At 70.5% G+C, this 20,227-nt stretch carries 20 protein-coding genes; 12 read left to right on the forward strand and 8 right to left on the reverse strand.

What is annotated here, in order from left to right; all coding sequences use genetic code 11:
* Positions 1 to 373: 373 nt before the first annotated feature.
* Both ACFY1J_RS07190 and ACFY1J_RS07195 read right to left on the reverse strand, forming a co-directional pair.
* Positions 374 to 679, reverse strand: a complete 306-nt coding sequence (locus ACFY1J_RS07190; RefSeq protein WP_390707166.1) for a zf-HC2 domain-containing protein — start codon at positions 677 to 679, stop codon at positions 374 to 376.
* Positions 676 to 1,236 carry an RNA polymerase sigma factor gene (locus ACFY1J_RS07195; RefSeq protein WP_390707165.1) on the reverse strand — a complete coding sequence of 187 codons (561 nt, stop codon included), beginning with the start codon at positions 1,234 to 1,236 and terminating at the stop codon, positions 676 to 678. The genes ACFY1J_RS07190 and ACFY1J_RS07195 overlap by 4 nt, the downstream gene beginning before the upstream one ends.
* A 72-nt stretch (positions 1,237 to 1,308) precedes the next feature.
* Here ACFY1J_RS07195 and ACFY1J_RS07200 point away from each other — a divergent pair, with 72 nt between their 5' ends.
* The 12 genes from ACFY1J_RS07200 (at position 1,309) to ACFY1J_RS07255 (ending at position 12,513) form a co-directional block, all read left to right on the forward strand.
* Positions 1,309 to 1,614: an anti-sigma factor family protein gene (locus ACFY1J_RS07200; protein WP_390707164.1), complete on the forward strand. Its 306-nt coding sequence runs from the start codon at positions 1,309 to 1,311 to the stop codon at positions 1,612 to 1,614.
* A 344-nt stretch (positions 1,615 to 1,958) separates the two neighbouring features.
* Positions 1,959 to 3,386: a dihydrolipoyl dehydrogenase family protein gene (locus ACFY1J_RS07205; protein ID WP_390707163.1), complete on the forward strand. Its 1,428-nt coding sequence runs from the start codon at positions 1,959 to 1,961 to the stop codon at positions 3,384 to 3,386.
* Entirely contained in the window at positions 3,383 to 3,874 is a 492-nt protein-coding gene (locus ACFY1J_RS07210; protein ID WP_390707162.1) for a MauE/DoxX family redox-associated membrane protein, read from the forward strand. Before ACFY1J_RS07205 ends, ACFY1J_RS07210 begins: the two co-directional genes overlap by 4 nt.
* Positions 3,874 to 5,280, forward strand: a complete 1,407-nt coding sequence (locus ACFY1J_RS07215; RefSeq protein ID WP_390707161.1) for a radical SAM protein — start codon at positions 3,874 to 3,876, stop codon at positions 5,278 to 5,280. The genes ACFY1J_RS07210 and ACFY1J_RS07215 overlap by 1 nt, the downstream gene beginning before the upstream one ends.
* Positions 5,281 to 5,297: 17 nt before the next feature.
* The gene (locus ACFY1J_RS07220; RefSeq protein ID WP_390707160.1) at positions 5,298 to 6,086 is read left to right on the forward strand and encodes an MTAP family purine nucleoside phosphorylase; all 789 of its coding nucleotides are present in this window, start codon (positions 5,298 to 5,300) and stop codon (positions 6,084 to 6,086) included.
* Positions 6,083 to 6,763, forward strand: coding sequence for a TIGR04282 family arsenosugar biosynthesis glycosyltransferase (locus tag ACFY1J_RS07225; protein ID WP_390707159.1), 681 nt, complete (start codon positions 6,083 to 6,085; stop codon positions 6,761 to 6,763). Before ACFY1J_RS07220 ends, ACFY1J_RS07225 begins: the two co-directional genes overlap by 4 nt.
* Positions 6,760 to 7,539 carry a TIGR04283 family arsenosugar biosynthesis glycosyltransferase gene (locus ACFY1J_RS07230; protein WP_390707158.1) on the forward strand — a complete coding sequence of 260 codons (780 nt, stop codon included), beginning with the start codon at positions 6,760 to 6,762 and terminating at the stop codon, positions 7,537 to 7,539. The genes ACFY1J_RS07225 and ACFY1J_RS07230 overlap by 4 nt, the downstream gene beginning before the upstream one ends.
* A complete protein-coding gene (locus ACFY1J_RS07235) occupies positions 7,536 to 8,951 on the forward strand; it encodes an MFS transporter (protein ID WP_390707157.1) in 1,416 nt (471 codons plus the stop codon). Before ACFY1J_RS07230 ends, ACFY1J_RS07235 begins: the two co-directional genes overlap by 4 nt.
* 30 nt (positions 8,952 to 8,981) lie before the next feature.
* Positions 8,982 to 10,658 carry a radical SAM protein gene (locus ACFY1J_RS07240; RefSeq protein ID WP_390707156.1) on the forward strand — a complete coding sequence of 559 codons (1,677 nt, stop codon included), beginning with the start codon at positions 8,982 to 8,984 and terminating at the stop codon, positions 10,656 to 10,658.
* Between the two features lie 25 nt (positions 10,659 to 10,683).
* Positions 10,684 to 11,436 (forward strand): hypothetical protein, encoded by a 753-nt coding sequence (locus ACFY1J_RS07245; RefSeq protein WP_390730822.1) that lies wholly within the window; start codon positions 10,684 to 10,686, stop codon positions 11,434 to 11,436.
* Positions 11,376 to 12,026, forward strand: a complete 651-nt coding sequence (locus ACFY1J_RS07250) for a hypothetical protein (protein ID WP_390730823.1) — start codon at positions 11,376 to 11,378, stop codon at positions 12,024 to 12,026. Before ACFY1J_RS07245 ends, ACFY1J_RS07250 begins: the two co-directional genes overlap by 61 nt.
* A gap of 274 nt (positions 12,027 to 12,300) precedes the next feature.
* Positions 12,301 to 12,513 (forward strand): hypothetical protein, encoded by a 213-nt coding sequence (locus ACFY1J_RS07255; protein WP_390707154.1) that lies wholly within the window; start codon positions 12,301 to 12,303, stop codon positions 12,511 to 12,513.
* 712 nt (positions 12,514 to 13,225) lie between these two features.
* Here the strand turns inward: ACFY1J_RS07255 and ACFY1J_RS07260 are convergent.
* From ACFY1J_RS07260 to ACFY1J_RS07285, 6 genes are all read right to left on the reverse strand, one after another.
* Entirely contained in the window at positions 13,226 to 13,528 is a 303-nt protein-coding gene (locus tag ACFY1J_RS07260; RefSeq protein WP_390730843.1) for an HNH endonuclease, read from the reverse strand.
* A gap of 388 nt (positions 13,529 to 13,916) precedes the next feature.
* A complete protein-coding gene (locus ACFY1J_RS07265) occupies positions 13,917 to 14,468 on the reverse strand; it encodes a RidA family protein (protein ID WP_390730824.1) in 552 nt (183 codons plus the stop codon).
* 67 nt (positions 14,469 to 14,535) lie between these two features.
* Positions 14,536 to 15,723: a saccharopine dehydrogenase family protein gene (locus ACFY1J_RS07270; RefSeq protein WP_390730825.1), complete on the reverse strand. Its 1,188-nt coding sequence runs from the start codon at positions 15,721 to 15,723 to the stop codon at positions 14,536 to 14,538.
* A 128-nt stretch (positions 15,724 to 15,851) separates the two neighbouring features.
* Entirely contained in the window at positions 15,852 to 17,159 is a 1,308-nt protein-coding gene (locus tag ACFY1J_RS07275; protein ID WP_390730826.1) for an NAD(P)/FAD-dependent oxidoreductase, read from the reverse strand.
* Positions 17,160 to 17,708: 549 nt separating this feature from the next.
* Positions 17,709 to 18,911: a saccharopine dehydrogenase family protein gene (locus ACFY1J_RS07280; protein ID WP_390730827.1), complete on the reverse strand. Its 1,203-nt coding sequence runs from the start codon at positions 18,909 to 18,911 to the stop codon at positions 17,709 to 17,711.
* Positions 18,912 to 19,304: 393 nt separating this feature from the next.
* Positions 19,305 to 20,198 carry an NAD(P)-binding domain-containing protein gene (locus ACFY1J_RS07285; RefSeq protein WP_390730828.1) on the reverse strand — a complete coding sequence of 298 codons (894 nt, stop codon included), beginning with the start codon at positions 20,196 to 20,198 and terminating at the stop codon, positions 19,305 to 19,307.
* Positions 20,199 to 20,227 lie beyond the last annotated feature (29 nt).

Below are 20,227 nucleotides of genomic sequence, written 5' to 3' on the forward strand. Positions count from 1 at the left end.
GATCACCCATATGCAGCTCAGCCGTGGCTCCGATCGAGCTGTTTTCCCACGTCACTCGGCATGTCTGCGCCTTCGCAAACCGAGGTTGTGCGGTCCGCCTTCTGGGTGACGGCCGGAGCGCGGCCAGGTCGGAGGTGCCCGGGTGGATGTGCTCGGTGTGGTGGGTCGGGAGCAGGGGCACTCGCCGCCGACCAGTTCGGCCTCGACGCCGGTGACGTGAAGCCCAGCCTCGGCCAGCCGCCCGGCGAAATGCTCGCCCCCGGGCCCCATCCCGATCGCGACGATGTCGGTGTGGTGCGGCACCCGTCCTCCATAGGTTTGCCGTGCGGACCGGAAACGCCGCGCGGTCATTGCGGCAGCCACGCCGGCTGGCTCAGGCTCCGTCGGGGCCGGCCCCCTCGTCGCACGCCTCAGCCGGTCCTGCGGTGACCAGGGTGGCGCCGAAGGCACGCAGGCGTGCCATGGCGGTCTCGTCCGGCAGCTCCTGGCGGCCCAGCGAGTTCTTGATCTCCTGATAGACGGTGGTCTCCAGACCGCAGCGGCGGCAGTCCTCCACATGGGCGGCCACCCGTTGCGCGGTGATCTCGTCTGCCTCGCCGTCCAGGCACGTCTGGAGCACCCGTGCGACCTGCATGCAGGTCATCCGGCGGTGTCCCGCCCCGCCCCGGTGCCCGATCACATCCAGCTCCTCTTCGGCGCGAGTCCGGCCGCCGCCAGCTGGGTCCTTATCCGCTTGCGGGCTCGGTGCAGTCGGCTCATCACGGTCCCCTCCGGAACCTCCAGCACGTCCGCGGCCTCCGCATAGCTGAGCCCGCCGATGTCCACGAGGCGTACGACCTGCTGGTGCTTCTCCGGCAGGGCGGCCAGCGCGGCGCCGACCACCTCGTCGAAGTGCTCGCCGACCACCACCTCCTCCGGTGAGGCCACCGTGTCGGCCGCGGTCAGCCGGTCCAGGTCGGCGTCGGGGTCGTCGAGCAGGTGGGGCCTGCGGCGGCGGTGCCGGTTGATCTCGGCACGGCGCATGATGGTCAGCAGCCAGGCACGCGGATGCTCCCCGTCGAACCGGTCGATGGCCTTGTAGGCGCGCAGCAGGGTGTCCTGCACCAGGTCCTCGGCGTCGGCGGGCTGCGCGGTCAGCGTCATCGCCACCCGCAGCAGCACCTCCACCTCGGGCAGCACGAACTCCGCGAACGCCTTGTCCCGCACCTCCTGCGGATGCGCCACTGTGTCTCCCACGGACTGGAAACCCTGCGCACCAAGTGGAGCATTCCACGGAATGTGCTGCCTCTTGACGAGGGTTTCCGGTGCATGACGAAGCTGAGTGCCCCCAGGGCGTGCCGGTGGTGGGCGGAGTGCCGCGAGAAGCTGCGCCATCTACGGCTGCGCGGCGCGGTCGGGGTGTACGCGGACGGTCAGCTCACCGGGGCGCGGCACACCCGCGTCGCGGCCCATGTAGCTCGCTGCTGGGCGTGCAGCGGCGAACTTCTCGCCCTGCGGCTCATGAAAGCGTCGATACGCGGCCATCCGCACCGGGCGCCCACCTCGCTGACCGAGTTCCGGATACGCCGCCTCGCCGACCGCATCGCAGGCACGTCCACGCCTCCCGGTCCCTGAGGTGGCCGGACGAGCAAGCAGGTGCAGGGAGGAGATGTCCACTCGGTCGCCCGAGCCCCCGCAGCGGAGGCCTCCAAAGTTGCGTCGGGCGGGTCCGAAGGGCCGGCCGGCGGCCTGGCCGGAGACCCGGTGGGCCGCAGCCGTCATTCCCCTGGACCTGGGCTGCTGTTCCTCAGGGACCTCGGGGACACGCCGCAGCGGTGCCGTTCGCGGCTGTCTCCGGCTCTCGCGCGAATAGTCGTACCCGAAGGGAAGGGATCGCCCACCCGGCCGGGTTTCCTGCCCGTACCAGCGAGCGGGACAGGAGTTCGGGTGCGTACGGGAAGGGCGAGTGAGGCGGTTCGATGAGCGCGTACGACGCGCGTGACGCGTACGACCTGGTGGTCATCGGCGGCGGCAGCGCCGGGCTGACGGCCGCGCGGACGGCGGGGCGGTTCGGTGCCCGGGTTCTGCTGGTGGAGCGGGACCGGCTGGGTGGGGACTGTTTGTGGACCGGGTGCGTGCCCAGCAAGGCACTGCTGCACGTGGCCGCCGAGGTCCAGGCCACACGTGTCAGCGGCCGGTACGGCCTGGACGCACCCACCGGACGGGCGGACCTGGCGGCGGCGATGAGCCACGTGAAGGGGGCGATCGTCGCGATCGAGCCGCACGACTCCGCCGACGAACTACGTAGGCTCGGCGTGGAGGTGGCGTACGGCCCGGCCCTCTTGACCGGGCCGCGCACGCTCACGGCCGGGGAGCGGGAGATCTCCTTCCGGTACGCGGTCATCGCGACCGGCTCGGCCCCCGCCCTGGTACCGATCCCGGGACTGGCCGAGGAAGGCCCCCTGACCAGTGACACCATCTGGCAGCTGACCGAACTGCCGGAACGTCTGGTGGTATTGGGCGGCGGCGCGATCGGCTGCGAGCTGGGCCAGGCTTTCGCCCGTCTCGGCTCGCAGGTGACGGTGGTGGAGGCGTTGGACCGGCTGCTGCCCCGAGAGGAGTCGCGTGCCTCGCAGGTGCTGCGGGAACGCCTGGTCGCGGAGGGTGTCACCGTGCTGACCGGGTACCGGGCGGAGCGGGTGGCCGACGGCGCGCTGCACGGTGCGGATGATCCGCTGCCGTACGACGCGCTGCTGGCGGTCACCGGCCGCCGCGCCAACACGGCCGGGCTCGGTCTGGAGGCGGCCGGCGTGGAGTTGGACGAGCGGGGCAACGTCCGGGTGGACGACCGGCTGCGCACCAACAACCCGCGCGTCTACGCCGCCGGGGACGTGACCGGCCGCTCGGCCTTCACCCACCTCGGCGGAGTGCAGGGCGGGGCCGCCGCGACCGACGCGTTGCTCGGCGTGCGGCGGCGGATCGACTACGACGCCGTGCCCTGGGTGACGTTCACCGACCCCGAAGTCGCCCGGGTCGGCCTGACCGCCGAGGAAGCGCAGGTCCGGCACGGCAGCAGGGCGCGTGTACTGACCCTTGACCACGACCGGGTGGACCGGGCGGTCGCCGACGGCCGCACCGAGGGCTTCACCACCCTGGTGCTGGACCCGCGCGGCCGGATCATCGGCGCCACGGTGGTCGCCCCGCGCGCCGGGGAGACCATCGCGCACCTGGCCGCAGCCGTACGGCTGGGCTGGACGCCGTCGCAGTACGCCAGGACGGTGCACCCGTATCCGACGTACGCGGACGGGCCCTGGCACGCCGCCCTGCTCGACGTCTACGGCCGGCTGGCCCGCACCAAGGGTGTCATCGGCGGCCTCATGGCCCTGCGAAGGAGGGTACGGCGGTGATCCTCCGTCTCGTTCTGGGGGCTCTGTTCGCGGCCATGGCCGCGGGCCAGCTCGCGTCCCTTGACGCGATGCCGGGCATTCTCGACGCCTACCGGCTGACGAACGGCGCCGGCTCGACCGCCCTCGCCGAAGCTCTGATCGCCGGTGAGGCGACCGTCGGGGCGTGGTTCCTGGCCCGGCCCCGCTCCTCGGCCCGCACCCCGGTATGGATCTTCACCGGTGTGAACCTGGTCTGGGCGGCTCTGGCCGTGCAGGCGTACGTGCGCGGGCTCGCCGTGAACAACTGCGGCTGCTTCGGCCGGTACGCGGCGCAGCCGCTGCGCTGGTGGGTGCCGGCCGAGGACGCCCTGATGCTGCTGTACGCCCGGCTGCTCCTCCGCAGGAACAGGAGCAGCCAGGCTTTCTCACTGGGCCTTTCCGGGCCCCGCATACCCTCGTCGGCCGTTCGGGCCAGCCGTACCGCACACGGAAAGCAGGAACAGAACTGATGGGACTCGTGGCGAGACTGCGTGCCCTGGAGCGCGCCACCCGCCCCTACGATCCGGAGTTCGCCGAGGCGATGGCACGCCGCTGGGCCGAACTGCCCGACGGCGTGAAAACTCCGGCACAGATCATCGGGCAGCACGGCGTGGGCTGCGAGGGCACCCACGGCGTCTTCCCCAAGTGCAACCTCAAGTGCACCCCCTGCTACCACTCCCGGGACGCCAACGCCGTCCGCATCGACGGCGCCCACACCCGCGAGCAAATCGCCGCCCAGATGGAGTTGCTGCGCAAGCTCCGCGGCCCGCGCGCCCACACCCAGCTGATCGGCGGCGAGGTGAGCCTGCTGCCGCCCGACGACCACGCGGCCGCACTGCGGATCATGCGCGAGCAGGGCCGCGAACCGATGAGCTTCACCCACGGCGACTTCGACTACGACTATTTGAAGCAGCTTGCGCTCGGGCCGGACGGCAGGAAGCGGTTCGACCGGCTGTCCTTCGCCGCACACTTCGACAAGTTCATGTACGGGCGGCGCGGCGTCGAACGCCCGCCGAGCGAAAGGGCGTTGAACACCTGTCGTCGACGGTTCGCGGCCAAGTTCCGCAAGCTCAGGCGCGAGCACGGGGTCCGGTTCTTCCTTGCCCACAACATGACCGTCACCCCCGGCAACCTGGACGAGGTCGCCGACGTCATCCGCGACAACCATGCGGCCGGGTACGGCATGTTCTCCTTCCAGCCCGCCGCGTTCGTCGGCGACGAACGCCGCTGGAAGGAGCAGTACCGGGCGGCCACGCCGGAAGCGGTGTGGGCCGAGATCGAGCGCGGCGCCGGTACCCGCCTGGACCACAACGTCTTCCACAACGGCGACGTGCGCTGCAACCGCACCGCCTACGGCTTCTACGTCGGCCCTCGCTGGTTCCCCTTCCTCGACGGCGACGACCCACGTGACCTCGCCGTCCGCGACGCCTTCTTCCGCCACCTCGGCAAGGTCAACTTCACCGGCACGCCACCGGCGCTGCTCGCCGCCAAGCTGGTGCGCGTCGTCGCCCGCCACCCGCACACCATCGCCGTAGCGTTCTCCTGGCTGGCCCGGACGGTGCACCGGGTCGGTGCCGGAAGGCTGCTGCGGCACGGCTTCCGTGTCCGGCCGGTGACCTTCGTGATGCACATGTTCATGGACGCCGCCGACGTCGCCCCGGCCTGGGAGCTGATGCAGCGCGGCGAGAGCAGCGACGACCCGAAGATCCGCGAGACACAAGAACGCCTGGCCGCCTGCCAGTACGCCATGGCCCACCCGGAGAACGGCACCCTGGTACCGGCCTGCGTGCAGCACTCGGTCCTGGACCCCGTGGAGAACGCCGAGTTGCGCAAGCTGCTCCCGATCGTCGAAGTCCGCACGTCAGCAAGCAAGTGAAAGGAGAGGAGATCCGGATGCGCATCGGCGTCATCACCGGCTCGGGCAGCTACAACTGGCCCCACCTGCAAGGGGCGGTCACCCACGCCGTCACCACCGACCACGGGCAAGCCACCGTCACCGAGGGCCGCCTCAAGGGCACGGACATCATCCAGCTGTCCCGGCACGGCACGGGCCACAGCCGCCTGTCCCACCAGGTCGACCACAAGGCCAACCTCGCCACACTCCGCGCGCGGAACGTCGACGCGGTGATCTCCCTGACCGTGTGCGGCTCGACCGACCCGGCCGCCGCACCCGGCTCGCTGGTCGTCTTCGACGACCTGTACTTCCCCGCCAACCGGCTGCCCGACGGATCACCGTGCACCTGGTACGACACCCCCGGGCAGCCGGGCCGCGGCCACTGGATCTTCGACCGGCCCTTCAGCGAGCCGCTCCGCCAGGCGCTCATCGGCGCCGCCGGACAACTCGGTGTGCCGGTCGTGCCGCAGGGTGTGTACGGGCACGTGGACGGGCCGCGCTTCAACAGCCGCAGCGAGATCGCCGCCCTGCGCGCCGCCGGCGTCACCGCGGTCAGCCAGACCGCCGGTCCGGAGGTCGTGCTGGCCGGGGAGACAGAACTGCCCCTGGCACTGGTCGGTTTCGTCACCGACTACGCCAACGGCGTGGCCCCCGAACCGGAGCCGGTCGAGGCGCTGCTGGCCCGGATGGACGCGAGTAAGCAGATCTTCGCCGACCTCGTGGCCGGGGCCGTGTCCGGGCTGGAGTCGGTCGCTCCTGCCGGGTTCGTCCACCGGTTCGACGCATGATGGCCACCACCGCACCCGCCGTACTGATCATGGCGAAGCCGCCCAGGCCGGGCACCGTCAAGACTCGGCTGCACCCGCTGCTGGGCCCACAGCGGTGCGCGCACCTGCAAGCCCAACTCATCGAACACGCCCTCGACACAGCCCGGTCGACAGGACATCGAACGTATCTGGCCTATGCCCCGGCAGACCATCCCAGCGCCCATGCCCTCGGCCCACCCCTGCCCGCGGGCACCCGTACGCTGTGCCAGCGCGGCACTGACCTGGGCGAACGGCTGACCCTCGCCGTCACCGACGCGTTCGCCGACGGCGCGGGCCCTCTGCTGGTGATCGGCACCGACGCGCCCACCCTGACCCGGGATCACCTCATCGACGCGCTCAGCACGCTGGAGAGCCGGGACGCAGTGCTGGGCCCAGCACTGGACGGCGGCTACTACCTGATCGGTATGGGCGCGCCGCACACCGAGCTGTTCGCCCTCGATCCGGCATGGTGGAGCACCGACAAGGTGCTCACCACCACCCTCGAACTCGCTGGCGAGGCCGGGCTACGCACCGGGCTTCTCGCCCCGCTGCGCGATCTGGACACCCCGGAGGATGCCGCCGAGTTCCTGGTCGACCCGGCCCTGCCGTCGAGGATCGCGGCCGTGCTCGCATCGCCGCAGTCACGGGAGGATGTATGAGACTCACCGGCGGAGGGCGGACGACCACGACACCGCGCGAAACATCCGTGTCGATCATCGTGCCCGTGCTGAACGAGGAGAGCACGATCCAGGCGGCGCTCGGCCGTCTGTGCCGGGACTTTCCTGGCTGCGAACTCGTCGTGGTCGACGGCGGTTCCACCGACGCCACCGTCGAGATCGCCTCCCTGCACGCCAAGGTGGTGCACAGCGAGCGGGGCCGGGCGAAGCAGATGAACGCCGGAGCCCGGCAGACGAGCGGCGAGGTGCTGTGGTTCATCCACGCCGACACCGAGATCCACCACGCCGCCCTCGTCCAGATTCGCGCGGCGATGTCCGACCCAATCGTGGTCGGTGGCGGGCTGACCCTGCGCTTCGACCGCCGCACTCCGGGCCTGGACTACCTCGCGTACACGTCCAACGCCCGCGCCCGGCACCTGCGGCACATCTTCGGCGACCAGGCCATGTTCATCCGCCGCAGCGTCTTCGAGGAGCTCGGCGGCTTCCCGGACCTGGCCATCATGGAGGACCTGGAGATGTCCCGCCGCCTCGACCGCCGCGGGTCTCTGGCCATCCTCCCGGCCACCTCCACCGCCTCGGCGCGCCGCCTGGTCGAGCACGGGGTGTGGCGGATGATCCTGTTCATGCAGTACCTGAAGCTGCTGTACTTCGCCGGAGTGCATCCCGAGCACATCCGCCGCCGCTACGCGAAGGGCCCGGCCCGCCTTCTCCGCCACAGACGGAAGGCGACCGGCCCCCAGCGGGTTTCCAGCGCATGACCACGAACGAAGCGTCCGCGCACGCCCGTATACCCACCGACCTGGCGGCCCGGCTGGACCGGCTGCCCTGGAACGGCCTGCACACCACGATCATGGTCGCGCTCGGCGCCGGCTGGCTCTTCGACTCCCTCGAAGTCCAGCTGTTCGGCAGCGCCGTCGGCCCCCTCGGCACCCACTTCCACGCCACCGTCTTCCAGCAGGACGCCATCCTCGCGGTCTGGCTCACCGGCATCCTGCTCGGCGCGCTCGCAGGCGGCCATCTCGCCGACCGGTTCGGACGCCGCCGCCTGTTCGTACTCACCCTGCTGTGGTACGCGGCCTTCACCGTTCTCACCGGGCTCAGCCCGGCGCTCGGCTTCGTGTACACCTTCCGGTTCCTGGCCGCCCTCGGCGTGGGCGCCGAGTACGCCATCGTGAACGCGGCCATCGCCGAGCTGATGCCCGCCCGGGTGCGCGGCAGGGTCGGCGCGGTGGTGATGAACTTCTGGGCGGCAGGGGCGGTGCTGGCCGGGCTGCTGGCGTATCTGCTGCTGAACACGCTCGCACTGGACGACGCCGTCTCCTGGCGCTACCTGTTCGTGATCGGCGGCCTCCTGGCACTGGTCGTGCTGTACTTCCGGCGCCGCATCCCCGAGTCGCCGCGCTGGCTGGTCTCCCAGGGCCGCTACGAGGAGGCGGAGGCCGTCGTCGTACGCATGGAGCGGCGATCGGGCCTGATCCCTGAGAAAGGCCACGGCGCCTCGGACGCGCCGCCGGTTCCGGCACCGGCTCCCCACCAGGCGCTCGGTGAGCTGCTGCGCCGGCACCCGGGACGCCTCGCGCTCGGCTCGGTTCTCGATCTGGCCGAGGCGTTCGGCTACTACGGCATCTTCGCGCTGTTGTCGGTGGTGGTGTTGAAGCAGGTGCACATCGGGCACGCGCAGGTGCCGTTCTTCTTCATCGTCGGCAACGTGGGCGCGCTGGTGGGCGGCCTGGCCATGTCGCTGGTCTTCGACCGGCTCGGCCGCCACCGCACGGTGGCCGCCTCCTACACGCTCGCCGCGGCCGGGGTCGGACTGCTCGCCTGGGCCACCGCGAGCGGCAGCGCGGCGTGGGTGACGCTCGCCTTCATCACCGCCAACGCCTTCGCCACCGCCGCCTGGACCTCCGCCTACCCGACCTTCACCGAGCTGTTCCCCACTCACCTGCGAGGCGCAGGTGTCGGTTTCTCGGTCGCCGTCGGCCGCATCGGCGCGATCGTCGGCACCCTGGCCCTGCCTGACCTCGCCACCCGGATGGGTGCCACCGCCTCCTACCTGCTGGTGGTGGCCTGCTGGCTGGCCGGAGTCGCCGCGATCGGGATATTCCGGCTGCGCGGCGGCGTCGACGCGGCCACCCGTCCCCTGGAGTCGTTGAACCCCACGCCTGCCTGAATCACCCTGTACTCCCTGGAGATCCCTGACATGCGCATCGCGGTATGCGGCGGCCCCTACGGCAACCCGTACGCCCTGCAAGCCTTCGTCGACGACGCCCGTGCCCAAGGCGCCGAACGGCTGTACTGCCTGGGCGACCTGGGCGGCTTCGGCGCCGACGTCGACGCCCTGTGGCCGATCCTGACCGGCAACGACATCACCTGTGTCGCGGGCAACTACGACGTGGCGATCGCCCGGGGCGACACCGACTGCGGCTGCGGCTACCGCGATCCGAAGGACAACGAGTTCGCCCAGCTCATCTACGACCACACCCTCGCCACCACCAGCCGTCGCTTCGCCGCCTGGATGGGCGAACTACCCACCGAGCGCCGGGAGACGATCGACGGGGTCGACGTGCACATGGTGCACGGCTCCACCCTCGCCCTGAACGACTTCTGGTGGGAGTCCCTGCCCGAAAACCAGCACCAGCAGCGAGTGGCAGCGTCCAGCACGGACGTGATCCTGTGCACGCACAGCGGCCTGCCCTGGCAGCGACGGACCGGCGACACGCTGGTGGTGAATGTCGGTGTGCTGGGCAAACCCGCCAACGACGGCCGCCACGAGGTCTGGTACGCCCTGCTCGACCTCGACGCCGGGCAGGCGTCGGCCGAGCTGGTGCCGTTGTCGTACGACTGGCAGACACAGGCCGCCTCCATGCGCGCCGCCGGGCTCCCGGAGGTCTTCGTGGAGACCATCGAGACCGGCTGGTGGACCACCTGCCTGGAGATCCTGCCCCCACGCGAACGCGCCCGCGGCCGCTACCACCTCTACCGCTCCACCCTGCCGACCGCCTTCCAGCCCGCCGAGGACGGGTGGGGACCCGCGTCAGCGTCCGCACTGGAGGGTGACCGCCCGGTAGTGCCACTGTTCGGCAGTCCCTACTTCCCCTCCCGGCTGTGGATCTACACCAACTTCCACTGCAACCTGGCCTGCGACTACTGCGCCGTCGCCTCCTCCCCCAAGGCCGCCCCGCGCACCCTGACCGCCACGGACTTCCGGGCACTGGCGGACGAGGCGGTGGCCTCCGGATTCACTGAGCTGTACATCACGGGCGGCGAGCCCTTCCTCCACCCCGACATCGTCGGCCTGCTCGACTACGCCTCCGCCCAATTGCCCACCGTCGTCATGACCAACGCGATGCTGCTGCGCGGCAGACGCGCCAACGGCCTGGACACTCTCGCCGACCGCAAACTCACCGTCCAGACCTCCCTGGACGGCGCCACACCCGCCACCCACGACCTGCACCGCGGCCCCGGCTCCTGGCAGCGCACCATGGACGGCATCCGCCACCTGATCGACATCGGCCTGCCCCCACGCGTCGCGCTCACCGAAACCCCGGAGAACACCGGCGAGATCCCGGCCGTCGCCGCCCTCCTGGCCGAACTCGGCCTGCCCGCGCACCACTTCGCCGTACGTCCCCTGCTGCACCGCGGCCTCGCCGACGAGGGCGTCGAGATCGGCGAGGACTCCTCCGTCCCCGAACTCACCGTAACGGCGGACGGCCTGCACTGGCACCCCGCCGGAGCCGACCTGACCACCAGCCCCGACATGCATCTCGCACCCGCCGGCACCCCACTGGAGCGGGGCAAACAACTGGTGACCGAGCGTTTCTTCGCCGCCCGTCTCGCCGACGGCAGCCTGCCCCGCCCTGTCCACTGCGCCATCTGACAACCGCCCCGGGAGGTACCCGCGTATGCCCGCCATCCCGCACGTCGCGATCCTCGGCGCCGGACCCATCGGCCTGGACGCCGCCCTCGCCTGCGCCGACGCCGGATGGCCGTTCACCGTCTACGAAGCCGCCGACACCGCGGCCGCGAACGTACGCGCCTGGGGCCACGTCCGCCTGTTCACCCCCTGGGAGCTGAACGTCTCCCACCGGATGCGCGCCCACCTCTGCGACGCACCGTCGGACGGCCCCTGCCCCACCGGCACCGAACTGCTCACCCGCCTCCTGAGGCCGATCGCCGAACTCCCGGCACTCACAAGCCGTATCCGCTACCACACCCGCGTCGTCGGCATCGCCCGTACCGGCCTGCTCAAGCACGAGCAGATCGGCACGACGGCCCGGGCCGCCCTCCCCTTCACCCTGCTCCTGGACACCCCGGACGGCGAGGACACCGCGGAAGCGACCATGGTCCTGGACTGCACCGGCACCTACACCCACCCCAACACCCTCGGCGACGGCGGCATCCCCGCCCCCGGCGAACGCGCCCTCGCCCACCGCATCACCCGCACCATCCCCAACACCACCGACCCCACCCACTGGCAGGGCACCGTCCTGCTCGTCGGCGCCGGAAAATCCGCCCAGACCGCAGCCGCGACCTCGCCGCCCTCCCCGGCACCCGGCTCATCTGGGCGGTCCGCAACCCTGCCCCCGACTGGGGCGTGGTTCCCGACGACACCCTCCCCGCACGCCAGGAACTCGTCGACATCTCCCAGGCGTTGACCGACGGCGCCCACGATCGGGTAACCGTCCACACCGGCGCCCGCGTGCAGTCCCTCAGTCCCGACGGAGACCGCATCCGTGTCCGTCTCACCGCCCCCGCCGCCCCGCAGGACGTACTCGCCGACCACGTGGTCTCCCTCACCGGCCACACCGGCGACCAGACCCTCTACCGCCAGCTCCAGGTTCACGAGTGCTACGCCACCGGCGCCCCCATGAACCTCTCCGCCGCCCTGCTGGCCGCCTCCGGCGCAAGCGCGGACTGCCTGGCACAGCCCGCACCCGGCATCGACCAACTCCGCAACCCCGAACCGGACTTCTTCATCCTCGGCGCCAAGTCCTACGGCCGCCTCAACACCTTCCTCCTGCGCTCCGGCTACCAGCAGGTCGACGAGATCGTTGCCGCGTACGCCGGTTCTGAGGGTGTGCCCGCGGCCGAGGAGAGCACACCCGACGACAGCCTGGAGGCATTCACCATGAGCGACCCCGGTGCGACGCCCACCGTGTCGGCCGTGAGCTGTCCGCTGCGGATGATCCAGATTCCGTCTGGGATCGCCCCCTGTCGGAAGGCCGTTTCACCGGGCCGGAGTTGACGCTGCTGGAGCCGGGCTGCCGGCCGGGCAGCGTCCTCCTTGCCCGGGGGCCAGCCGAGCAGGCAGCGCGTGATCCACTCGGCGGTGCGTCCGACAGCTGGGCTGACCTTCTGTGTTCCGAGCGTCGGTTTCACGGTGCTCATCGGTGTTGTGTCACATCCCTGACCATGCGCTCACCCGGCCGGATCCACCTGCGGTTGGCGCGGTGCCGTCCGGCGTACGACTTGCCGTAACGGTCGGCAGCCGCCGTCCCGGTGTGAAGGAAGGACCTTCCATGCGCTCCACGTTCCTGCGGCGTGCCGCACTCGGCGCGGCCACCATGATTCTGGCCGCCGGCACCGTCGTCGCCGGATCCGCGCGATGGGCTGCGCATACGAACGTAAAGACAACCAAGCGGTGGTACGTCAAGCCGGATGTAGAGGATCTTCGTGGAGCCGCCACCACATGGGATGGCCTGCACGGGGCTGCGGCGGAGGAGACGGCGTGACCCATGAGGACCACCAACCGAGCGACTTGGCGAGAGTGGGACGAGGCCCGCTAGATTCACCCCGGCGATGTGACATCTCGTGACAGATGAGAGGCTCGGACGGGTGAGCGAGACACCACCGAACACCCTGCAATACCGCTTTGACGGGCCAGAAGACGCCCCGGTCCTGATCCTGGGACCCTCCCTGGGTACCACATGGCACAGGTTGTAGGGACCGTCCAAAGGCGTCCAGCCACTCCATGTCAGGCACAAAAATGCAGGTCAGTGCCTCGTGGTCCGGGAGTGTCCGCCCTGTTCGTGACAGGTGCGTGAGAGCGGGCGGACTGCGAAGCCCAGTCGGGAACTATCCCGCCGGGGCTTCTGCGTGGCCGTGAGACGACGATGCTGCACCGGAGCGCTCCGGTGCAGCATCGTCGGGGGGTCGGCCGCGCTGGCGCGCACGATGCAGTCGGCGCCTCATGCGGTCCGTGTCGCTGTGACGCTCTCATGGTGCACCTACTTTGCGATTGCACCCGATCGTTCGTAGGGATCCGTGCCGCTCATGGCGCGCCCCGGCCAGGTGTGGGTGGAGCATGAATGACCGGATCGTCTGGCTGCGCGGGTCGGCTCAGTGCGCAGCCTGGACAGTTGCTTGGCTCCAGGATCACCACCACCGCTGGCAACAGGGACTACGTCGCGCATCGAGTCGCGCCGCCAAGTGTCAGTCCACAGTTCAAGCGTCGGCGAGCAGTTGCCGGTGCTTGGTGAGGGCAGTGATGACGCGCAATAGTTGGCGGAAATCGTCGGTGACAGTGCCACGAGTCTTAAGAGCATGGCAGTTGGGACACAGAGCGATCATTGCCCGGGGCAGGTCTTCGCCGCCCTTCGCGTGATCATCAATGTGATCCACTTCCAGCAGATAGGTGCCGTTTCGGCTGAGGGCTGAGGTGTAACGGGGATCAGGGCAGAGGGGGTTTTCACAGGCGCCTCCGCTGCGTTCGAGAACTGCCTGGCGTGAAGCAGCGATGCGGCTCAGCCGCTCCCTGAGCGCGGGCCGCCGACGGTGGCTCTTGCCTTCGAGTACCGCGCGCTCCGCTTGTGCGTTGAGTTCAACCGGCCCATGGTCGCCGCCCCGTGCAGCCCATGGCCGACCACGTCTCCGACCACCAGCGCCGCTCGGGCGCGGGGTCCAGGAGCCGGGGTACGTCCGCCAGAAGGTGGTTGTCCCGTCCCTCGCCTACGTGAAGAAGGCGCGCCCAGTATCCGGTCGCCCTCGGGCCGGCTGGACTGGCTTTCATAAGCGCGGTCCCCGTGGGGGCCGAAGGGTCTCTGAGGGCTGGCAGGACCCCGCCGCAGACACCTCCCTCGGCATGAGCCGGAATCAGGGGACCTCCGGTGTCGTACGGCCGGGCCTCTGCCATTCATCAGTCGGTGATGGCGGTCATGTCCGCCTCGACCAAGGCGCCGGGCGTGGACAGGCCGACGACGCCTATCAAGGTCATGGCGGTGGTGCTGCCGCCGGCCTCGGAGGTGGCCCTGGCCAGCCCGCCGTAGAGCTTCTCGAGGTTCTCCTGGGTCGGATCGACGACGTACACCATCATCCGAACCACATCCTTCGGGTTGGCGCCCGACGCAGCGATGGCCGCGTAGGCGTTCTTCACCGTGTGGTAGCCCTGCGTCTCGTAGTCCCCTTCGCCGAGCAGCTTCTCGTCGACGTCGATGGCGATCTGCCCCGAGATGTAGACGTGCTTGCTGCCGGTCGCGACGATCACCTGCGTGTGGCCGTGCGGTGGCGCGATCGTGTCCGGGTTGATCTTCTGAATCGTCATGCCCAGATGTTCGCCAACCGCACGGTGCCGCGCCCGTCTCCTGAGGGTCATCGCGCCCGGTTGGGGGATCAGCTCGGCCCGGGAGTCGCCGCCCTGCTCGCTGTCCCCGCGCTCCTCGCCACTGTGACCGACGCCGGAGAGGCCCACCGCCGGTGGCGGTGGGCCTCTGTGGCGAGGTGACATCGGCGCGCGCTGGCGTCACCGCGGTCGTCGATCAGCCGACCGGCCCTTCGTGGATGATCAGGAGATCATCCACCGACGCGACGGCCGGCTCGACGAACCCCAGGAACACCGAGAAGAAGTCGTGGGGGTCGATGACGCCCTCCGGGGCGTGCACGCCGGGCTCGGTGATGCGGCCCTGGCGCAACAGCTCGAGTCCCACCGCCAGTGCCGCGCCGGTGCCGCCGCCCATCTTGCCCGGCGGCATCGACGCCGGTTCGACCGAGATCGCGAGCGGCTCCCCGTCGCGCTCGCCGCGAGCGAGGGCCCAGACCTGGGCGAGCGGATCGCGAGTGCGCGGAGCGTCGACCGGGGGAGCGGGCATGTCCTCGAGGCGGCCGGCGCCCTCAGCGAGGGTCACCCGACCGGCGTCGTAGTCGGCCGCGACCCTGCGCGCGTGGTCGAAGACCCACGCCGGACCGGACGTGAGGTTCGTCGAGCTGACGACGGTCGGGAAGCAGCGCGGCAGGGTGATCGCCTCGGGGTGCCCGACGGTATAGGCCCGGACCTGCCCTTTGCCCGGGTACAGGAGCTCGACGGGAGTGAGGGGTTCGATGTCCTTCTCGGTGCCGTTGCGGTAGGCGCGGATCGAGCCGCTGATCTGGATCAGCCAGTGCTCGACGGCCGCCCCGGCACCACCGGTCGACGGGTAAGCCGGCTCGTCCTCCAGCACCGCGCCACGCATCGACCACCCGGTGAAGATCTCGGTGACCTTGTCGAGCCGCCGGGCGACCAGTGCTGCCGCCAAGTTGGAGATGCCCGGGCTGCCGCCGATGCCCTTCACGACGCGGAGGCCCTTGTCGCGAGCCTGGGCGTCGAACTCGAACGCCTCGACCGTGGACTCCCAGTCGTCGTCGATGTCCAGGTAGTCGCAGCCGCAGTCGATGGCGGCCTCCACTATGGGCCTGGCGAACTTCGAGAACGGGCCCATGGTGTTGAGGACCACGTCGCACTCGACGAACGCCTGCCGCAGCGCTGCCGGGTCCGTGGCGTCGAGGCGCACGGGGACGCACGGACCGCCGACCTCATCGGCGAGCTGCTGGGCGCGTGACACGTCGATGTCGGCGATCAGCACCTTCTTGGCCGTGCCGAGCTTGGCGATCCCTCGGACGGCCCAGCGCCCCATCGCGCCGGCGCCGCCGACAATGATCACAGTGCCCAGGGGCGGCTTGGTGTCAGGCATGGGTGGTCAGGCTCCTCTTCGGATCAACATGTGGTTCACGGCCTCTTCGATGCCTTGCACGTTCCTGCATCCGTCGACGTACGCGGGCCGAGCGACCACAAGCGACGCCCGGCCGGGGGAGGCCGGCGTCATCGGCGGAGGCGGCCGATTCGGTCGCCCAGGCGGTCGGCGAGCCAACCCAGGCGCAGCGTCACCGGGTTCACGATGCCCGGAGCGAACCGTCGTGACTCTCGCCAGACGGCGGCCAGGTCGTCGTGCATGCCCTTCTCAACGAGGTGGTCGGCGAGCAGGGTGCCGAGGTACGGGGCCTGGGGCAGCCCGTGCCCGTTGCAGGCCATCGAGTAGTAGACGCGGGGTGTTGCCTGTCCTACGACCGCCATGTTGGACGGCGTGAGCCCGATCCAACCGCCCCAGGCGCGAGCCGGGGCGACGTCGGTCAACGTGGGGAAACGCTCCCGGAAACCACGCACCAGGTCGTCGACCACCGCCTGGTCGGGCATTCGGTCCGCCCGCGGCCGACGGGCCGTCTGCAGGCAGCGCGTGGAGTAGACGATGGTGCCGCGGTTCGTCGGCCGGAAGCTCTGCATCACGAAATGGTTCGTCGTCATGGGGGTGCGACTCGTCCAACCGGCGGCGTCCAGCATCTCGGCGGAGACCGGCTCGGTCTCGACCGCCGTCACCCAGACCGGAGTGCTGAGGTTGCGCGGCGCGATCGGCAGCTCGTTGGTGAAGGCGTTGGTGGTCAGGATCGCCTGGCGGGCCCTGATCCGTCCTCCGGACAGCTCGACCCTCACGGAGTCACCGGTGTCGACGACGCCGGTGACCGGACTCTGTTCGAACACGCGCACGGCCGACGTGCGAACCACCTCGCGGACACCGAGCGCCAGCTGCCCCGGGTTCAGGATGCCGCCGACCTTGATGTGGATACCGCCCGGGAAGGCCGGCGGGATGCCGAGCTGTGCGGCGTCGCCCACCACCGATCGGCGGCCCGGCCTGCCGTGCGCCACCATGCGCCGGAACGCGGCGGCAGTCGGCGCGGCCGCGATGTTGCCGGTCGGCTGGTAGCCGCAGTCGATCCCATGCCTGGTGACGAGATCCTCCGTGAAGTCCACCGCATTACTGGCGAACTTGTAGAGCCCGCGCACCCGGTCGCCGTAGAAGCGGTTGAGGATGCGGGGGTCGTTGCCGAGGGTCGGTGTGATGTAGCCGGCGTTGCGGGCGCTGGCTCCCCAGCCACAGAGGTCGGCCTCGACGAGTACGACGTCCCGGCCGAGCTTCGCGAGCCGTAGCGCGGCCGCCATCCCGCCGAGTCCGCCGCCGATCACAGCGACGTCGCACTCCACGTCGCCGGTCAGGGCCGGCTCGAGCGTCGTCGGCCTGTCGACCCACCCACTGCCCGAGAGGTAGGTGAGGGAAGATCCGCCTGCTTCGTCCACGTGGCCACCTGCTCCGATTCATGTCGCTGAGTTCCGTCGTGCGCGCGAGCACGTTCGCTCGAGCGCTGGTCACGGTGCCGCACCACCGGACCACCGGCGTGGTTTGCTGCCCGGTCCCACCCAGGTGACCTATGTCTGGGATCACTTTCCAGGCGACGCAGGTCTGGTTGCGACGGCTGAGCGTGCCGGTCGTACAACCGTCGGGAGGAGTACGCGCGCCCAGCGCTGTCGCCAGTAGCCACCAAGCTCTCGCTCAGTAGGCCAGGTCGGACATGCGGCGCCCGGCGAAAGTGGTCTCCGGGCTGAGGTCGGAACGCTGGACGATCGCGATCCGTCGAGTCGACGACCAGCGCGGTCGTCACGGGGCGACGGGCAAGGCGGTGGACGAGGGCGGCCACGGCGGTTGCCGACCATCAGCGCCATAGCTGTGGCCACGAACCGGCGCCCGGCCGGGGCAGGCCCGGCGAGCATGGCGGCCAGGCAGGCGGCCGCCGTGTTCCGGGAGCCCTGCCTTCCTTGGTGGTTGGGAGTCTGTTCGGCGGCGCGCCGTCAGCTGTCGAGGACGTCCGTGACGACCTCGTACACCGCGACGCCGGGCGCGGGAGGCTCGTCGGCGAACTGCGCCAGGTCGTTGAAGAAGATCTTCGGGTCGATGGCGCCCTCGGGTCCGTGGACGCCCGGCTTGCTCACCTGGCCGCGGGCCGCCATCAGCGTCGCCACGGCCAGCGGGATCCCGGTCATCTCGCCCATGTTGCCCTCCGGCTGCACCAGGGCCTGCGCGCCGACGCGGACGCGGGTTCCGTCCTTGGTGCCCTCCGCGATGGCGAAGATGTTGCTGGGCAGGCTCGGCGACCGGCCGGCGGCCTTGCCGCTGAGGTTCGGCTGACGAAGGAGCTCGTCGGAAGCCTGGCGGACGTTCAGCTCTCCGGCGCGGACGCGCTCGGCGATGCCGCTGATGCCGTTCATGAGTCCGCGGCGGGCGCTCATCACGTTGAGCGACTCCCGTACCTCGGGCCGGATCCTCGGAAGGGTGAGCGGTTCGGGGTGGCCGCACACCCAGACCGCGTCCTCGCCCCACCCGGGGTAGGCGAGCGTCAGCTCTTCGAGGGCGTGCGCGTCGACAAGGCCACCGTCGCGCCAGATCTTGATCGGCTCGGTGCAGTTGTGCACCCAGTGCTCGATGGCAGCGGTCGCCTCAGGGAACTCCTGGTCGGCGGTGGGTCGGGGGAAATGGGCCGCGGAGGCACGCCACGACGTGTAGACCCGGTCGACGGCGTCGCACTCGTCCATCGCCAGGACGGCGAGCAGGTTGCTGGTGCCCGGGCTGGCGCCCATGCCGATCACGGCCGTGACGCCGGCCGCACGCGCGGCGTCGTCCAGCTCGAGCATCTCCAGGGTGGGCTCCCAGTCGTCGCAGATGTCGAGGTAGTCGGTGCCGGCCGCGATGGCGGCGCTGAGGACCTCGCGACCGAAGCGGTAGAACGGGCCCGCGCAGTTGAGCACGATGTCGACGTCGGCCAGCGCTCTCGCCAGCGCCTCTGAGTCCGAGATGTCGAGGGCCAGCGGGGTGGCCTTCGGGCCGAGGCCGGCGGCCAGCTTGGTCGCTTTCTCCTCGTCGCGATCGGCGACGACCACCTTGGCGATCTCGTCGGCCTTGGCGAGCACGCCGCAGGCATACGCGCCCATCTCGCCAGCTCCGCCGGTCACGAGCACCCTCTTCGGCGCGCTCTGTCCAGAAGTTGAGGAAGTCATGGCCGCATCGTGCTCGCAGCGGACCGATGCGGCTGTCCCGAGGCCCGGCAGTGTGCCCACCTGGGGGAGTGGTCAGTGACTGTCGCCCGAGTGCTTGGTGACCCAGCTCGCGATCTGGGCACGGGACACAGAGGACCGACTCGGCTCGCGGGAACGCGCAGCCGGACGGGCAGTCCGCTCTCGCGGCTGGTGGCCACCCGCTCGGTGTCCGGTGCCGACCGGTGGCGGTGGCCGACGGTCAGCCCGCTCAGGTTGCCCCGGCACCGAGGATCGGTGTCTTGCCCATGCGCCGAAGATAGAGCCCCGGACCGCGCGCAGCGGAGGGCTGCGCGCGGACCCGCCCAGTCGGGCGGGTCCGCGGTCCGGGGTCCGGCGCCTCGACGGTGGGCAGGGTCAGGCGTCGGCGCGGGCGACCTTCGTGGAGGCGAAGAACCCGAGTTCGCCGAGGCCGGCCTTCTCGGCCTCGGCGAGGTTCTGCACGGCGGCCGTGAGCAGCCGGGCCTTGTGACCGGCCGACTGCATGGTGCCGAGGGCGGCGCGACACCCCGCGGCGTAGACACCGAGCGTGGCCACGTCGGTCGTGTGCTGGTCGCTCACGATGGCGCCCACGGCCTCCTTCGTGGTGGCGGCCAGGGTCTGGAACGCCAGCTCGCTGATGGCATTCAGTGTCTCCGGGTCGACACCCTGGTCGAGCGCGTAGGTCGAGGCTTCGACGTAAGCGCTCAGTGCGGCGGAGTAGAATCCGGCGATGATCGCGGCGTCGAGGACGCTCGCCGCCTTCACGTCGTCGGAGACGCGCATGGAGTAGGGGCCCGGGGCCATCAGAGTGCGCTCGTGCTCCGCCCAGATTTCAGGGGAGCCCGAGTAGAGGACCATGCCACCCTCGGTGCCGATCTGCTGTGGGTAGCAGAGCACCGCGCCGTCGAGGTAGGGAACACCGCGTTCCTCGGCCCACGCCTTCATCTCCTCCGCCTCGATGGGCGTGCCGGTGCCGACGTTGACCAGGGCGGTGCCGGTCCAGTCGGCGGCACCCGCGATGGCCTCGCGGGTGGTCGCGTACGTCGACGTGACGGCCACGACGAGCCTCGACGAGCGCACGACCTCGTCGATGTCGTGGAGTGCGCTCACGCCGTCTCCCGCGAGCGCCTTGGCCTTGGCCGGTGTGCGGTTCCAGGCGGCGGTCTTCAGGCCCTGGGCCGCGAAGTTGCGGGCGAGGGCCGAGCCCAGCAGCCCGCAGCCGACAACGGCCACGTCGTACGTCTTGGTTCCTGCGGACTTGTCTGACACGGGTTCTCCACTTCCTGTCCGGGGGTGGG

The organism is Streptomyces sp. NPDC001406 (genome assembly GCF_042895285.1).
Taxonomy (GTDB): Bacteria; Actinomycetota; Actinomycetes; order Streptomycetales; family Streptomycetaceae; genus Streptomyces.

What these genes read in the sequence shown, in the direction of transcription:
- ACFY1J_RS07270 (WP_390730825.1), bottom strand. Translation starts at nt 15,723, where the DNA reads ATGCCTGACACCAAGCCGCCCCTGGGCACTGTGATCATTGTCGGCGGC.
- ACFY1J_RS07245 (WP_390730822.1), top strand. Translation starts at nt 10,684, where the DNA reads ATGCCCGCCATCCCGCACGTCGCGATCCTCGGCGCCGGACCCATCGGC.
- ACFY1J_RS07205 (WP_390707163.1), top strand. Translation starts at nt 1,959, where the DNA reads ATGAGCGCGTACGACGCGCGTGACGCGTACGACCTGGTGGTCATCGGC.
- ACFY1J_RS07235 (WP_390707157.1), top strand. Translation starts at nt 7,536, where the DNA reads ATGACCACGAACGAAGCGTCCGCGCACGCCCGTATACCCACCGACCTG.
- ACFY1J_RS07280 (WP_390730827.1), bottom strand. Translation starts at nt 18,911, where the DNA reads ATGACTTCCTCAACTTCTGGACAGAGCGCGCCGAAGAGGGTGCTCGTG.
- ACFY1J_RS07200 (WP_390707164.1), top strand. Translation starts at nt 1,309, where the DNA reads ATGACGAAGCTGAGTGCCCCCAGGGCGTGCCGGTGGTGGGCGGAGTGC.
- ACFY1J_RS07225 (WP_390707159.1), top strand. Translation starts at nt 6,083, where the DNA reads ATGATGGCCACCACCGCACCCGCCGTACTGATCATGGCGAAGCCGCCC.
- ACFY1J_RS07220 (WP_390707160.1), top strand. Translation starts at nt 5,298, where the DNA reads ATGCGCATCGGCGTCATCACCGGCTCGGGCAGCTACAACTGGCCCCAC.
- ACFY1J_RS07255 (WP_390707154.1), top strand. Translation starts at nt 12,301, where the DNA reads ATGCGCTCCACGTTCCTGCGGCGTGCCGCACTCGGCGCGGCCACCATG.
- ACFY1J_RS07215 (WP_390707161.1), top strand. Translation starts at nt 3,874, where the DNA reads ATGGGACTCGTGGCGAGACTGCGTGCCCTGGAGCGCGCCACCCGCCCC.
- ACFY1J_RS07230 (WP_390707158.1), top strand. Translation starts at nt 6,760, where the DNA reads ATGAGACTCACCGGCGGAGGGCGGACGACCACGACACCGCGCGAAACA.
- ACFY1J_RS07240 (WP_390707156.1), top strand. Translation starts at nt 8,982, where the DNA reads ATGCGCATCGCGGTATGCGGCGGCCCCTACGGCAACCCGTACGCCCTG.